This is a genomic window from Candidatus Thiothrix phosphatis (assembly GCF_035668035.1).
In the GTDB taxonomy this organism is placed as follows: domain Bacteria; phylum Pseudomonadota; class Gammaproteobacteria; order Thiotrichales; family Thiotrichaceae; genus Thiothrix; species Thiothrix phosphatis.
The window spans coordinates 1-14339 of the sequence record NZ_JAYMYJ010000014.1 but is presented as its reverse complement, the minus strand read 5'-3'; the positions used below and the strand labels follow the sequence as shown (position 1 = coordinate 14339).

The 14339-nt window shown below is 53.0% G+C and carries 11 protein-coding genes; 2 read left to right on the top strand and 9 right to left on the bottom strand.

Going from position 1 to position 14339, the window contains the following annotated elements:
- Positions 1-11: 11 nt before the first annotated feature.
- Genes VSS37_RS01795 through VSS37_RS01785 form a run of 3 tightly spaced genes read right to left on the bottom strand, consistent with a single transcriptional unit; the run spans position 12 to position 4697 of the window.
- Positions 12-950, bottom strand: a complete 939-nt coding sequence (locus tag VSS37_RS01795; RefSeq protein WP_324692902.1) for a sulfotransferase — start codon at positions 948-950, stop codon at positions 12-14.
- Between the two features lie 40 nt (positions 951-990).
- Complete coding sequence (locus VSS37_RS01790) at positions 991-2121, bottom strand: alginate lyase family protein (RefSeq protein WP_324692901.1); 1131 nt, start codon at positions 2119-2121, stop codon at positions 991-993.
- On the bottom strand, positions 2118-4697 hold the full coding sequence (locus VSS37_RS01785; RefSeq protein WP_324692900.1) for a glycosyltransferase: 2580 nt from the start codon (positions 4695-4697) through the stop codon (positions 2118-2120). Before VSS37_RS01785 ends, VSS37_RS01790 begins: the two co-directional genes overlap by 4 nt.
- 178 nt (positions 4698-4875) lie before the next feature.
- On the opposite strand from VSS37_RS01785, the gene VSS37_RS01780 reads away from it, so the two are divergent.
- On the top strand, positions 4876-6840 hold the full coding sequence (locus VSS37_RS01780; protein WP_324692899.1) for a DEAD/DEAH box helicase: 1965 nt from the start codon (positions 4876-4878) through the stop codon (positions 6838-6840).
- Positions 6841-7009: 169 nt separating this feature from the next.
- On the opposite strand, the gene VSS37_RS01775 is transcribed toward VSS37_RS01780, so the two are convergent.
- The 5 genes from VSS37_RS01775 to VSS37_RS01755 form a co-directional block, all read right to left on the bottom strand.
- Positions 7010-8920, bottom strand: coding sequence for an adenylate/guanylate cyclase domain-containing protein (locus tag VSS37_RS01775; RefSeq protein WP_324692898.1), 1911 nt, complete (start codon positions 8918-8920; stop codon positions 7010-7012).
- A gap of 71 nt (positions 8921-8991) precedes the next feature.
- Positions 8992-9804 (bottom strand): DUF4340 domain-containing protein, encoded by an 813-nt coding sequence (locus VSS37_RS01770; protein WP_324692897.1) that lies wholly within the window; start codon positions 9802-9804, stop codon positions 8992-8994.
- Positions 9804-11213 carry a GldG family protein gene (locus VSS37_RS01765; protein ID WP_324692896.1) on the bottom strand — a complete coding sequence of 470 codons (1410 nt, stop codon included), beginning with the start codon at positions 11211-11213 and terminating at the stop codon, positions 9804-9806. The genes VSS37_RS01770 and VSS37_RS01765 overlap by 1 nt, the downstream gene beginning before the upstream one ends.
- Positions 11214-11219: 6 nt before the next feature.
- A complete protein-coding gene (locus VSS37_RS01760; RefSeq protein WP_324692895.1) occupies positions 11220-11981 on the bottom strand; it encodes an ABC transporter permease subunit in 762 nt (253 codons plus the stop codon).
- Positions 11978-12730, bottom strand: coding sequence for an ABC transporter ATP-binding protein (locus tag VSS37_RS01755; RefSeq protein WP_324692894.1), 753 nt, complete (start codon positions 12728-12730; stop codon positions 11978-11980). The genes VSS37_RS01760 and VSS37_RS01755 overlap by 4 nt, the downstream gene beginning before the upstream one ends.
- 197 nt (positions 12731-12927) lie before the next feature.
- Here VSS37_RS01755 and rfaH point away from each other — a divergent pair, with 197 nt between their 5' ends.
- Positions 12928-13443 carry a transcription/translation regulatory transformer protein RfaH gene (rfaH, locus tag VSS37_RS01750; RefSeq protein WP_324692893.1) on the top strand — a complete coding sequence of 172 codons (516 nt, stop codon included), beginning with the start codon at positions 12928-12930 and terminating at the stop codon, positions 13441-13443.
- Here the strand turns inward: rfaH and VSS37_RS01745 are convergent.
- The gene (locus VSS37_RS01745; protein ID WP_324692892.1) at positions 13440-14183 is read right to left on the bottom strand and encodes a pteridine reductase; all 744 of its coding nucleotides are present in this window, start codon (positions 14181-14183) and stop codon (positions 13440-13442) included. The two genes, rfaH and VSS37_RS01745, sit on opposite strands and share 4 nt — an antisense overlap.
- Positions 14184-14339: the final 156 nt, after the last annotated feature.

Here is a 14339-nt window from a genome sequence, read left to right as displayed (position 1 = left end):
AGCCTCATTATTCAGCCGATTCCAGCTTTATGGATATCTCCCGACAATGATTCACCATACAAGACATCATAATCAGCTTCATCATTTTCAGTATAAAAAGTCAAACCAAAAGCATTTACTGTCTGGAGTATTCGGGATACCTGCTCACCAGTAAGACGCTGTTTCCATCCATTGACCCCGCTGATTCCGGATTTGCCAACAACGCTCGAAGGTTTCTTCATTCTTGATAAGGCCTCCCCCATATCAATATCGAAACCCCAGTTATCAAAAATTCTGGCCAGTGTCATTTCCGGCCGGAGAAAAAGCTCTTCATAGGTCACAATTAACCATGGACGAGGCATCTGGTGTAATAAAGGCGGAAGCTGGTCAAGCGCCCATAATGCCGCCAGGAATTCTTCATCCCCCTCGGCTTCAGACAACAGAGCCTGAAAGACCGGGTATTGGTCAAGGTATTCGGGGTAATCCGGGCGATCCGCATTTTTCCAGACACGGTTATAATTTTTTTGGGACGCAATCACCGCGCATGGATGACGGATAAGCAGTATCGGGGCGGGAATCTCAAATCGCCGACAGATCCATGGCAGCAACCGATTGGCGCGGACGCACTTCACAATCATCCGTTTTGCCTTATTCGCATCATTGCCAGCCATTTCCCTTGCAGTCCAGGCATTGATGACCCTGCCCTCGAACACCTGTTTAAGGAATGCTTCCCCTTCCGGCCACTCCTCATCAGGAGCCACAAACATCCTCCAGGAAAACCCTGCCGCCCGCGCCTCAGGGACATGATTCAACTGGAGCGGCTCAAAAAGGACACATGAATCAGGGATCACATTTAAAACCTGCGCAAGCAAGGTGCTGCCTGAACGGGGCGAGGACGTAAGCATATACACATCTTTTTCCTCAAAGCGTCCAGCAAGGCGGTCTTTAATAGCATTAACATCAATCTTCATGCTGTTTTGTCTCATAATCGTCCGCGTCAGATTATTGCCATCAAACCACAGCTGCCGGACAAATCAATTGCGAGACATCATGATTGCGCCCTTCATGCTGAAGTGCCTGGATTGCATCCCGATAACGTGTTTCCTGATAAACCCGCCACCCCTGCCGAAACAATGGAAGCAGCCGAGCCTGGTCAGCTGCCACGAGCTGTGGATGGGGCCAATGCTTGGTAGAATCAGCAAACGGCACCAGATAATCCAATGCCGAACGGATGGCGTCCCGGCCAGCCACTTGGAAATGCCACAAGTCAATGCCTAACCGCTCACCCAATTGGGCAAGCGCCATGATGCCTTCCAAATTGAAACAGCTATAGTCAAACGACAAATTGCGGGCCAATTCATACGGCTGTCGCCCATCCGGGCTGACCTGGGCCATCAAATGTTTATGGCCACATGCTTCCAATACCCTGCTGGCGGTAGCCACATCACCAACAAACAACGCATAACCGGCAATCTGGGCGTCATACCAGGTGCCATGATTATTGTGTTGCCGCGCTTCATTCCTACCATAAGGGCTGGTCATCAGCCATTTAAGATAGGCCTGGAACCATTTCTGCAAAGCAACCTGTTCCGAGGGAAGCCATGACCCTGAATCACCCAGCAATTCAACGGCATTTATCACATCCAAAAATCTGACGGTGTCAATGATGCCGATCCCCCGTTTGCCTGTTTTGCCTGGTATAACCTGGGCATACCTGAGATGGGGATTCATGCGCGTATTGGGGTGCAAAAACCAGGTGCGTAACAGGCACGCGGCATGATGCGCATAAGCCATCATGCCGGTGAAATGGAAGGCCAGCGCCAACGTCTCCACCGCCGCCGCCATGCTTTCCAGCCGTGAAAAATCTGACGCGTTCCCGTGACTTTCCGGATTCTTTTTTCCATCAACCCGGATATAAGGCAAACCATCCCCCTTCGAAGGGTCAGGCCACCAATAAGGCCCCATGCTCATATAATCATGTTTATCACCACTAGGGGGAACCGCAGACTTATCCATGACTGAATAAACGCCCGCATCAAGGGCAAACACAGCCTTCTTCACTACGCTGTCCAACGCGAGGTTTAACGCCTTATCGTCGTTTTTGATCAAGCCCCTAGTAATCGCCAACAGTTCTTTATTCATCGAATGTATTGCAAGGCAACCTGATTCTCGGCCAGCAACCTTATGACAGGATCAGAATCACAAGTTTCATCTTCAGCCGTTTCCCTAATTCCATTAAACAAAAATGGCAACAGATCCTTCCTGATAAAATCCCCATTGCGGTTTCTGCCATATTGTTTCCCATACAATTGCGGCAGCACACGATTGATCAGCTCCCGGCTTAAAGGGATGCAATTTTGTTTAGCCCGGAAAACATATAAGAACTGCATATTCCTATACAGAAATTCACACGCAAGCCGTAATTTTTCCCCGCCCGTCACCGTCTCCCCACAAGGCACATAAAGGACATCCTGCCTGACTTCCGCGTGACGGGCATCCGGCTGGGCGGCCACAAACCAATACCTGAAACCTTGCCGTTTCATTTCCCATAAGCGGTATTTCTCCTCCCCTGTCACCATCCCAAGCTGTTCAGTTGTCACAGGGATCAGGATCACGACATCTTCTGGAAGCACAAACGAGGCGGCTTCCTTGGGGGTCAAGCTGAATTCAAGCGGATTCAATGGATTGCCGGAAGGCTCAAGCTGCCAGAACCGATCCAGCCCCAAGCGGGCCAAACCGCCCTCCACCACGCGCATATGATTCTGCTCCTGCTGCTTGCGCTTGAGAATGGATGTGTTGGCACCATGCCAGCGATAGCTGTACAACACCTTGTGCAAATGGTGCAGTTCGCCAACCTCTGATAATTTCAACCACAAATCAAAATCCGCTGCATTTGTCAGCCCCTCATCACAACCGCTGATGCGCGACCAAAGCCGCTTCCTGAACATCCGGAAATGGGTTGCATGCATGCCGGTCAGCAGCCATTCACGGGAATATTCCCCCAAACAATCGCCATACCGGATAAACTGGCCGCCCTCATCAATATATTCCCGGTCTGTATAAACCGCATCAACCCGCATGGTATCCAGGATGGCGACACATTCACGGACTGCATCCGGCTTCAACAGGTCATCCGCATCCAACTGGCCGATATACATGCCCCGGCACAGCCGGATTGCCGCATTGGCCGCGCTGCCAATCCCTGCATTCGGCTGTGAAATCCAGCGGACTTTAGGGTTGCCGCTGAAATGCTCTTCCAGCAAATCCAGCGTGTCATCCGTCGAACCGTCATTACAGATGCAGACTTCCAGATCATCAAATTCCTGATCCAGACAGCTCTGCACAGCCTCCACCAAATACCGCCCGGCATTATAGGCTGGAATATAAATGGAAACTTTGGGAACCCTGATAACGGTGTCACTAAGCAATTCATTGCGGTAATGAGGGGTGCCGCATTTACTGGCCCGGATTTGCTGGGTAATGGCGTAACCTGCCTTACGGTAACTTTCCCCATCGACCGTGCTGATTTCCTGCAAAGGCTCCTGATGCAAGGAAACAACATTTAACATGGGAATAAAGTACGCGCCCTCATTATATAAACGGAAACCAAACTCCCCATCCTCACACCCCCACGCCTGAAACTCTTCATCAAACTCTCCTGCTTTGTCCAATAACTGGCGGGGCAAAGCAAACGTGGCACCCACCAGTTTTGAAAAAGGCCATAGATCCTTAACCAAATATCCCGACTTGAGATATTGCAGGAAACGCCAATCGACAGATTCCCCTTCTTCGTTTTTACACCCGGCCACATCATTGTCCGGATGGATAGAAGGCAAACTGGTCACCACCTCCATACTTCTCAGAATATCGGCATCCGAAACCTGCGACACATCCACGTATTTCCTGTGCCCCAGCAAAACCGCATTGTCCGCCACATGCAACACCGCCAGATAATTTTCAATGTCGGTCGGCAGCGGCAAAATATCCGCATCCATGACGACGACAACCTGCCCCCTGGAAAAACGGACACCCAAATTACGTGCCGCGGACAACCGGTAACCCTCATCCGCCTGGCGCACATAATGCAGGTTCAGCCTGGTTTCGTAGTTTCTGATCACCTCAAACACAGCATCATCACTGCCGTCATCCACCACGATAATTTCAGTCAGATCTTGGGGGTACGTCTGATGGGTCATGGCAGCCAAGGTATTGGCCAGCAATTGGTAACGGTTAAAGACCGGGATAATCACGGACACCGTCAGGATATAAGGCTCACCGGAAGCGCGAAATAAGGAAGCCCGTTCCAGAATGTGCTGGTAATCGTTCCCTTTGCCCCATACCGGCGGCACGGCGAACAAGGGATGAAACGCCGGGTTTCTGCCCCGCCGCGCGGCCTGATCCGGAAACTCAACCGGTGGCTGGAACAGAAAAAAATGCTTCGCCAGTTCAGGCTCATCCAATTCAATGGCCGCCCGCTCGGCAATCTGATAGGCCAGCCGCTGGCGGCTATCGGTTTGCAGCGCCGCCATCGCCTTTTGGAGCGCATCGGTAAACTGCTTTTCCCGCATATCCAGCTGCGCCAACTCAAGCATGACCCGGACATCATCATCGGTTTTTCCGTAAGCATCCTGCAAAAAATGGCGGGCTTGCGCCATTTCCCCCCGACTGAGCCATTCTGAACTTTGTCGCAACACTTCATCTACAGCAGATACAGACACGAATAAATCCCCCACTTACAGCAAACCGAATAAGCGGCTATTTAATCAAAAAGTTCTAAACTTCGCCATCAATTGAATCATTTACCCAAACAGGGAGGGCATGGCGCGCAAAAGCCATTTATCTTGCCAGGAAACTGGCGCATAATGCGCGGTTTCCTCCAGACCTCCGAAGCCCCAGATGTCCGCAGAAACCCCTACCCTGCCCGCGTTCACCGAACTCGGCCTCGCCGCCCCCGTCCTGCAAGCTGTGCAGGAACTCGGTTATGAAACCCCCTCCGCCATCCAGGCCGCCACCATCCCCTACCTGCTGGAAGGGCGTGACGTGCTGGGCCAAGCGCAGACCGGCACCGGCAAGACCGCCGCGTTCGCCCTGCCGCTGCTGTCACGGCTGGATTTAAGCAAAACCGGGCCGCAAGTCCTGATCCTCGCCCCGACCCGCGAACTGGCCATCCAGGTGGCCGAAGCCTGCCAGCAATACGCCTCCCATTTGCCCGATTTTCATGTCATGCCGATCTACGGCGGGCAGGATTACCGCACCCAATTCCGCCAACTGGAACGCGGCGTGCATGTCGTGGTCGGCACGCCAGGGCGCGTCATGGATCACTTGCGCCGCGAAACCCTCAAGCTTGACAACCTGCAAGCGCTGGTGCTGGATGAAGCCGATGAAATGCTACGCATGGGCTTTATCGAAGACATCGAATGGATCATGGAGCAGACCCCGGCCACCCGCCAGATCGCGCTGTTTTCCGCCACCATGCCGCCCGCCATCCACCGCATTGCGCAGAGCTACCTGAACAATCCGGCGGAAGTCAAAATCCAGCTCAAGACCACCACGGCGGAAACCATCCGCCAGCGTTACTGGCTGGTCAGCGGCCTGCACAAGCTGGATGCGCTGACCCGGATTCTGGAGGCGGAGCCTTTCGACGCCTGCATCATTTTCGTCCGCACCAAAACCGAAACGGTGGAGCTGGCGGAAAAACTGCAAGCCCGTGGCTACGGCGCAGTCGCCCTCAACGGTGACATCCCGCAGAACGTGCGCGAACGCACGGTTGAGCAGCTGAAAAACGGCAAGATCGACATCCTGATCGCCACCGATGTGGCGGCGCGCGGGCTGGACGTGGAACGCATCACCCACGTCATCAACTACGACATCCCCACTGACACCGAATCCTACGTGCACCGCATTGGCCGCACCGGGCGCGCAGGCCGCAATGGTGACGCCATCCTGTTCGTCTCCCCACGGGAACGCCACCTGCTGCGCGCCATCGAACGCGCCACCCGCAAGCCGATTGAGCTGATGGAGCTGCCTTCCACCGAGACCATCAACAACCTGCGCATCGCCCAGTTCAAGCAGCGCATCACTGACACGCTGGAAGCCGAAGAAGGGCAGGATCTCTACCTACAACTGATCAGCGACTACGAACGCGAGCACAATGTCCCCGCCTTGGAAGTCGCCGCCGCCCTCGCCCGCCTGTTGCAGGGCGACGAGCCAATGCTGCTGACGGAAAAGGCAAAACATCCGGCCTATAACCCCGCCGAAGCGGACGCACGCAAAAAGGGCAAAAAGAAAAGCAATTCCAGCAATTCGGTGTTCAGCAGCGAAGAAGACACGATTGAAATGGAGCGCTACCGGCTGGCGGTCGGGCGTGTGCATGGCGTCAAGCCGGGCAATATCGTCGGTGCCATCGCCAATGAAGCCGGGCTGGACAGCCGCTACATCGGCCATATCGACATCCAGCATGATTACAGCTTGGTGGATCTGCCCGCTGGGATGCCGAAAGAAATCCTTCATGACCTCAAAAACACCTGGGTCGCGGGTCAGAAGCTCAATATCACACCGACCGATGAAGCCGCTGCCGACTATTCCCCCAATCGCGGTGGAGGCGGCAAACACAAGGAACGTGACCAGGGCGAACGCCGTCCACGGGGCGATGCCCCCGCCTCCCACCACCGCGACACTGGCCGTGGCGAACGCCCCGACCGGCGTCCTTCCAGCGGCAAACCGGGCGCGGACAAACCTCGGTTTGGCGGCGACAAGCCCAAATTCGGCAAGGACAAACCCCGCTTTGGCGGCGACAAGCCAACGGTTGGCAAGAAAAAATCCCCAAACAAGGATAAAGGCAAGCCCAAGCGTTTCCAGTAAACCTATAGTTCTTGATTGGCAACAGATTGCCGTGCTGGGCGCTGGACATCCGGTAAAATATAACCGCTGCCCAGCGCTGCTTTCTATGTATCAGATTGACATCATCCGTCAACAGGCCATACAGCATTTCCAAAACCAGTTGAATTTGCCATCAACTAGGATGCAACACTTATTGAAAATCTAGCCAATCATTACGCAAGGCATAGACTTCAATGGTTTCTTGCCTTCCTTTTAAACTAATATTACCTTTACTAACAAATGGATAATTCTTTTGCAGAAGACTCGTCGTCGAGCCACTAACAAGTAAATGTTCACCTAAATCCTTGGCTACCGATTGTAAGCGGGCGGCAACATTCACTGCATCACCGATAGCGGTATAAGCATGCCGTAGACTAGTCCCCAAATCACCAACAATAACTTCACCCGTATGTATCCCTATACGGATGGCAATCTCCTCCCCTCTTAACAAGCCCCGCTCATCCCCATTAAACCTATGGATTTCGAAAAGCATTTCCAACGCAGCCTGGACACTCCGATCAGAATGGTCAGGTTGAATGATAGGAGCGTTCCAAAATACCATTACGGCATCCCCCATGTATTTGTCTACTGTTCCCTTATGTTTATGCGCGATCATAGTTAGGGACTCAAATATTTTTCGTATTAACACTGAGAGTTCTTCTGGGTCTGTATACTCTGCCCGCCCTGTAAAGTTAGCAATATCCGCAAACAAGATTGTCAAACAACGCTTTTTTGGCAGCAACAAATCCATGTGATTGTCATTGACAATGTAAGAAACTAATGGGGCAGGCAAATAGCCCTGAAATAATCTTCGTAACCGCCCCGAAGTATGTTGAGCTAACCACCATTCTATTGGTATTTGAAAAACTAGAAAAAATAAAAATAGCATAGCTGGATGCATAGGCAAAAACCACTGTTTTTCCACCCAGACCCAAAACCCCAAACCTAACCAGCCTGCCATTAAAGATAATGCCAAAAAAACAATTAACCCTGCATCCAAACCGAAAAATAACAGCGCGTAAAGAAGCCCAATACCAAAAGCTCCCCAAACCCAAGACCAATTATCCAAGGAAAAATCAGGTGCATTCGTTTTATTGGACAAAAGCCACTCTAATAATTGCACATGAGCTGTTACCCCAAAAACATTTTTATCATCTATTGGTGTAGATATGGAATCACCTACCCCCCATGCAGCCCCAGCAATAATTACCATTCGAGATTGTAAGTAAGATAATTGTTCAGGAGTAATTTCATGCAAAATTACATCAATTGCTGAAATTGCAGGTATATGATTATTCGGAACCTGAAAGGGGATTCTAAAATATCCTTGCTCATCAATAATCAAACGGCTGATACTATTATTTGTGGCCGTGTCATTTATTTGCATTTGAATCCCATTGGCATGGGGCGTAATTAAGAAGTTATATTTAACACGGGATTTACAACGCAACATTTCCAGACTTAACATGGAATAGGCTTTTTCTTTCCAAATAATTAATGGAGGAACATGCGTAATCACATCACCAAAACCACTATCCTTAGCATTGATATGACCAATACAAGGAATATTCACTAACTGAGGATTATTTCCAATATAACCATTTCCTTGAGGAAGACTCTGCAGAACAGGTGAGCCGTTAACTATCACGCCACCCTCAGGAACCCCACCAACAACAGATTCAGAAACAGGCTTCATGTCAAAAACTTGAGCTAGCACCACAGGATATTTCTGAATAATATCACGTAATAATTTATTTCCTTCCTTATCTCTCCCGTCAGGTAAGGTTATATCCAAACCGGCAACCGAAACATGGTAATCCTCAAACAATGCCTGTAACAATGCTGCGTAGAGTTGGCGAGACCACGGCCAGTCTTCCCCAAAAATTTCCCTTGCTTGACCAATACTATAATCATCAATTTGAATGACAGTGACTTGCGGTTTATGGGAAATAAAATCCACCCCCCAATACTGATAAGCATTCCATAAACGGCTCTGAAGTCCTGAATAAAACTCCCCATACCTTTGCTCTAGAAGCAGCAATAATACGATGATGCCTACCAATAATAACAGGCGTCCAAACTTGCGAATTCGATGCCAAAAAAGAGACCGGCCATCACCAAAACCCCACATGCTCACTTGGCCGTCACAGGCAGCAAATTGGCCCGTTCCGAATCCGGCAAAATATAGCGGATGCCCAACGCCGCATTGCCAAACACCAAATCGCCAGCGTCACCTGCCAGCAAATCCAACGTCACCTGGCCGCCATCTTCCAGCGTCAGGGTGACCCTGCCGTTGCTTGCGCCTTTGCCATCCCAAGGCTCCAGGCGGATGGCGCTGGCGGATTGCCAGTCTTGCGGGGTTTCAGCCTTGCTGGCGTAACCCTCCGGCAAACTGATGCTTTTCAGCTTGCCGTTTTCCGGGATCAGCTTGTTGGACACCAGATCCAGCGCCTCCCCGGTCAGCAGGCCGTACACCGCTTCCGACGCCAGTTTGAGCTTGCCGCCAACCAAGATGTATCGCTTGTTGGAAACCGGATTCTCCGCCCCGAACAGCAGGGTTTCCTTGTTGAATGCCACGCTGACCTCGCCCGGCACCAGCCCATATTGCTTGAGATCCTTGCCTGCGGCGTCGTAACTGGCCTCCACCGATTCGTCCAGCAGGGTGAACAACTGGCTGATGCGGGCGGGATTGGCGTCCGCCTGTTTCGGCTCCAGCATCCGCCAGCTGTTCCCCTGGCGTTGCAGGCGGATATTGTCCGCTTTGCCAGACCCCGGATTGCGGGTAATGGCCACCTGCGTAATATCAGCCCGCGTCAGGTTTAGCAGCGTTTCCGGCAGTGTTTCCGGCTGACTGGATTTCCACCAAGCCAGCGCGCCCAGCCCCGCCACCAGCAGCAGCAAGGCAACATTCAGCAGCAAACGGCGTGATTGGGCAGATGCGCTCATCAACGTTTGCTCCTACGCCACCAGATCAGCACACCCGCCAGCAGCAACCCGACCGGCAGCACGAACAGGAAAAACACCGCCAGCACAAAACCGGTTGTTTCGCCAATGTCCAGTTGGGTGTCGGGGGCGCGGATGACCGGAGCCTGCAACAGCTTGTCATCGGCGCTCAACCAGTTGAACAGGTTGGTGGCGAGGTCTAGGTTTGCGCCCTGGCCAATGAAGCTGTTGAGCATGAAATCGCTGTCGCCAATCACTGCCACCCGCTGCTCACGGTCTTTGGCGTCAGGCTGGTTGTCAGGCGCTTCCAGCACCCGAGTTTCGGCGACCCCGATCGGCAATGGCCCCGCCTTGTCGCCGCTGCCCTCGTCATATTTCACCGCGCCTTCCAGCTTGCCGCTGGTTTCCAGCCAACTGGTCGGCAAGGTCATGAGAAATTCATCCGCCTGCCACGCCAGCGAGCCGTCCTTTTCCCCTGCCTGCGGGTCACGCGCCACCATGGTGGCGAACGGAAATAGGGTTTGCATGCCGGTCAGCTTTTGCACCATTTCTGACTTGCCGTAATCGACAATGGGGATCGCCGCCGGATGGTTGATGCCCAGCAATTGCTGCAACGCCTGATTCGCGTCCACAACCGTACCGTCGTAGACCTGCACACCCAGCAAGGCTTCCAGCGGCTGCAAACCGTGCAAACCGCCCGGATCTTGCAACCACAGCAGGTTGCCGCCTTGTTCCACATATTTTTTCAGCAGATCGACTTCACCGGGCAACAAGTCCTGCTGCGGCGAGGCGACCACCACAAAACTGGCGTTCTGCGGCAGCGACTGGCTGCGCACCAGGTTGTGCGGCTGGATCTTGAAGCCATTGCGCTCCAGGTTGGCGACCAGTTGCGACATGCCGGTGGGTTCAGCCGCCAGCGGATTGCGTTCGCCATGGCCTTCCAGAAACACCACCAACCGTTCCCCGCCCCGGCTCATGCGTTGGATGGCGTTGGCGATCACTTCCTCACCCGTCGCCTGCACCACTTCGCTGCGGTCGCCCAGATGGATGGCAAGCTGCCCGGAAGCCTGGATGCCATCCTGCTTCGCCCGCGCCGGATCAAGGTCAGGGTTGACGAATTCAATGCTGGTGTCCGGCTTGATGCGCCGGTATTTGTCCGCCATCTTGCGCAACTCAGCCGCCAGATCGGGGCGGTCTGGGATGTAGGCGATGAACTTCAGCGGCTTGTCCAGGCTTTTCAGCAAGGTTTGGGTAGGCTGGGAAAGGCTGTTGCGCCCGCCATAAGTCCAGTCCGCCTCGTACTTGAACTCACGCCCGAAATAGCCCAGCAGCCCGATCACCAGCACGAACAGCACATAAAAGACAGCGTTTTGCAGCCCCAGCCAGCGGTGGGCGTTTTGACTCATTTTCATGCTTGTTTACCCCTGCAAACGGTCATTGTCGAGTTTGCGGATGGTGAGGATCAGGAACCCGCCAATGAACAGCAGGTAGTAAACCAAGTCGCTGCTGTCAAACAGCCCATCCAGAAACGACAAAAAATGGCCGAAATGGGACAGGTAGACAAAAATTTCACTGCCCGCCCCCTGCGAATTGCCGGAAATGTACAGCACCAGCAGGAACAGCAGAAAACCGAACGTCGTCACCGCCGCAATCACTGGCTGGCGCGCCAATGCGGACAGGAACAATCCCGCCGCCGCAAACGACGCCAGCAACAACGCCAGCCCCAGCGCCGCCGCTGCCAGCCTGCCCCAGTCCAGACCCGTGCCGATAGCGAGGGACAACGGCATCAGGCTCAACAATGCGACCATCAGCAGGATAAACAACAGTATGCCCAGGTATTTTCCCAGCACGATCTGGCTGCTGGACAAGGGCGAAGAAGTCAGCAACGGCAAGGTCTGGTTCATGCGCTCTTCGGCGAACTGGCGCATGGTGACCAACGGCATCACCGCCAGCATAATGAAACCGGCCCACAGGTACAGCGCCGACACCACCAAGTCGCTGATGCCCGGCGGGTCTTCCATTCCGGCGGCTTGCGGCTGGATCATGGTCAGGTATTCATTCAAGCCCAGCAGGAACACCCACGCCAGAATGAACAGCACGACCGCCAGTATGCTCCATGCCAACGGCGACACGAACATGCGGCGGAATTCGGTGCTGGCGATTGCCCAGATAGCGTTCATGCGGTCGCCCCCTCTGCCGGTTCACCATCCGTTTCACGGAAAATCAGGTCAAAAAACACTTGTTCCAGCGACTCCACCCCTTCCAGCGTATTGTTGAACACTGTTTTGCCCCGGTTGAGGATTTGCACCCGGTCACACACCGCCTGCACTTCCGGCAGGATGTGGGTGGAAAGGATGATGCCATGCTCTTGCCCCAATTCCCGGATCAGGCGGCGGATTTCACGGATCTGGATCGGGTCAAGGCCGACAGTGGGTTCGTCCAGGATCACAACCGCCGGGTTGTGCAGGATGGCTTGCGCAATCCCCACGCGCTGGCGGTAGCCTTTGGAAAGGTTTCCGATCAGGCGCTTGCCGACATCCCGCAAGCCGCAGCGTTCACGGGCGCGTTCCACGCTTTCCTTGCGTTGCGTGGACGGCACATTGCGCAAGCGGGCGCAGTAGTGGAGATATTCTTCCACCGTAAGATCACGGTAAACGGGCGGCTGTTCCGGCAAATAACCAATCTGTTGCTTGGCTTTGCGCGGCTCGTCCAGCAGGTCGACATCACAGACATGGATTTCACCGGCTGTAGGGGCGAGATTACCCGTCAGTATCTGCATGCTGGTCGACTTACCTGCGCCGTTTGGCCCCAGCAACCCCAGCACTTCGCCTTTGTGCAGGTTAATATCCAGATTTTCCACCGCACAATGGTCACCATAAAAGCGGGACAAACCTTGCGCCAACAACAGTCTATCTTGATGATTTATCATACAATCGCCCTGATTTGACTCATTTGTTAATTAATTATACTAATATATATAACTAAATATTCTATCTTCATAAAGGTTGAAGTTCGGAGTATATCGAATAGACTCCAAAGAGAGTAAACATTCGGCTTGTTTCAGGTATGAAAAATAGCCGACGTGCTTACTAACTGATCTTGGGCTAATATAAAGGATATTTGATTATGAGTGTCAACACTGACAGGAACTGGTTTTTGCTTACCAGCAAGCCACACAAGGATGAAGTGGCGGATATGCACTTACGCAATCAAGGCTACGAAATCTACCGTCCACTCGCCAAACGCCTGCGCCCACAACGCGGCAAAATCGTCACCAGAATCGAATCATTGTTTCCCCGCTACATGTTCATCCATCTGGATAACGGCATCAATGACAATTGGGCACCTATCCGCTCCACCAAGGGAATCAACGGATTCGTGCGCTTTGGCAATGACCCGGCCCAGGTTCCTGATGAACTGATCATGGGCCTGAAAGCGCAGGAAGCCATCCTCGGGGAACGCGCCATTGACCTGGATCGTTTCCATACCAACGACAAAGTGATCATCAAGGAAGGGCCGTTTCGTGGCCTGGAGGCCATTTTCCAGAAATACGATGGCGAAGAGCGTGTCATTGTTTTGCTGGAAATCCTGCATAAACAGACCAAACTGGCCATTTCTCCGGCGCAACTGTTCGCAGCTTAATGGTTTAGCAGACGGCCTCCGTCGACAGGAATGACCTGTCCGGTGATATAGTCGGCATCGCGTACCAGAAACAATACCGTTCTGGCGATGTCGGCTGGATTGCCTTCACGCTGCAAAGCAGTACGGGCGAGGATGTCGGCATGCATGGCATGGTTTTCATGCATTTCCGGCCACAGGATAGCGCCGGGAGCGACGCCATTGACACGCACGTTCGGCCCCAGTTCACGGGCAAGGGACTGGGTCAACATCAGCAGCCCAGCTTTCGCCGCACAATAGGCGATGTAGCCCTGTAGTGGACGCATGCCATGGATGTCAACAATATTGATGATACAGCCGTGGCTGGCCTGCAAATATGGCGCAGCCGCCTGCGCCATGAATAGCGGCACTTTCAGGTTAGTGCCGATCAGGTCATCGAACTGTTGCCCAGTCAGCGTATCCAGCGGGGTGGGATAAAAGGAGGAGGCATTGTTGACCAGCACATCCAGCCGTCCGGTTTGATCCAATGTTTGCCGTATAACCTGGGATATGTTGGCGACATCCAACAGGTCGCCTTGTGCCAAAAAGCACGAACCTAGCCTGATGGCGTTCAACTCTGCCTGTAACGCTGCCGCATCCTGCGCTGAATTGCGGTAGTGGATCACCACTGTTGCGCCTGCTGCATGCAGGGTACGGGCAATTTCTGCTCCAATCCGCCGAGCAGCTCCCGTAATCAGCGCCACTTTGTTGTCAAACATTACCATATAAAATCACCTTTTCGATTTACATCCCCCCCTCTCCCTCCATGCATAAATGGTGAACCACTGCAAAATGCATGGTGGAAAAATCTTGCGCCTAAAAACGCCAGCAAGCACAAATAATAAATTTGATTAATTTATTCAGCCATATTATAATATAAA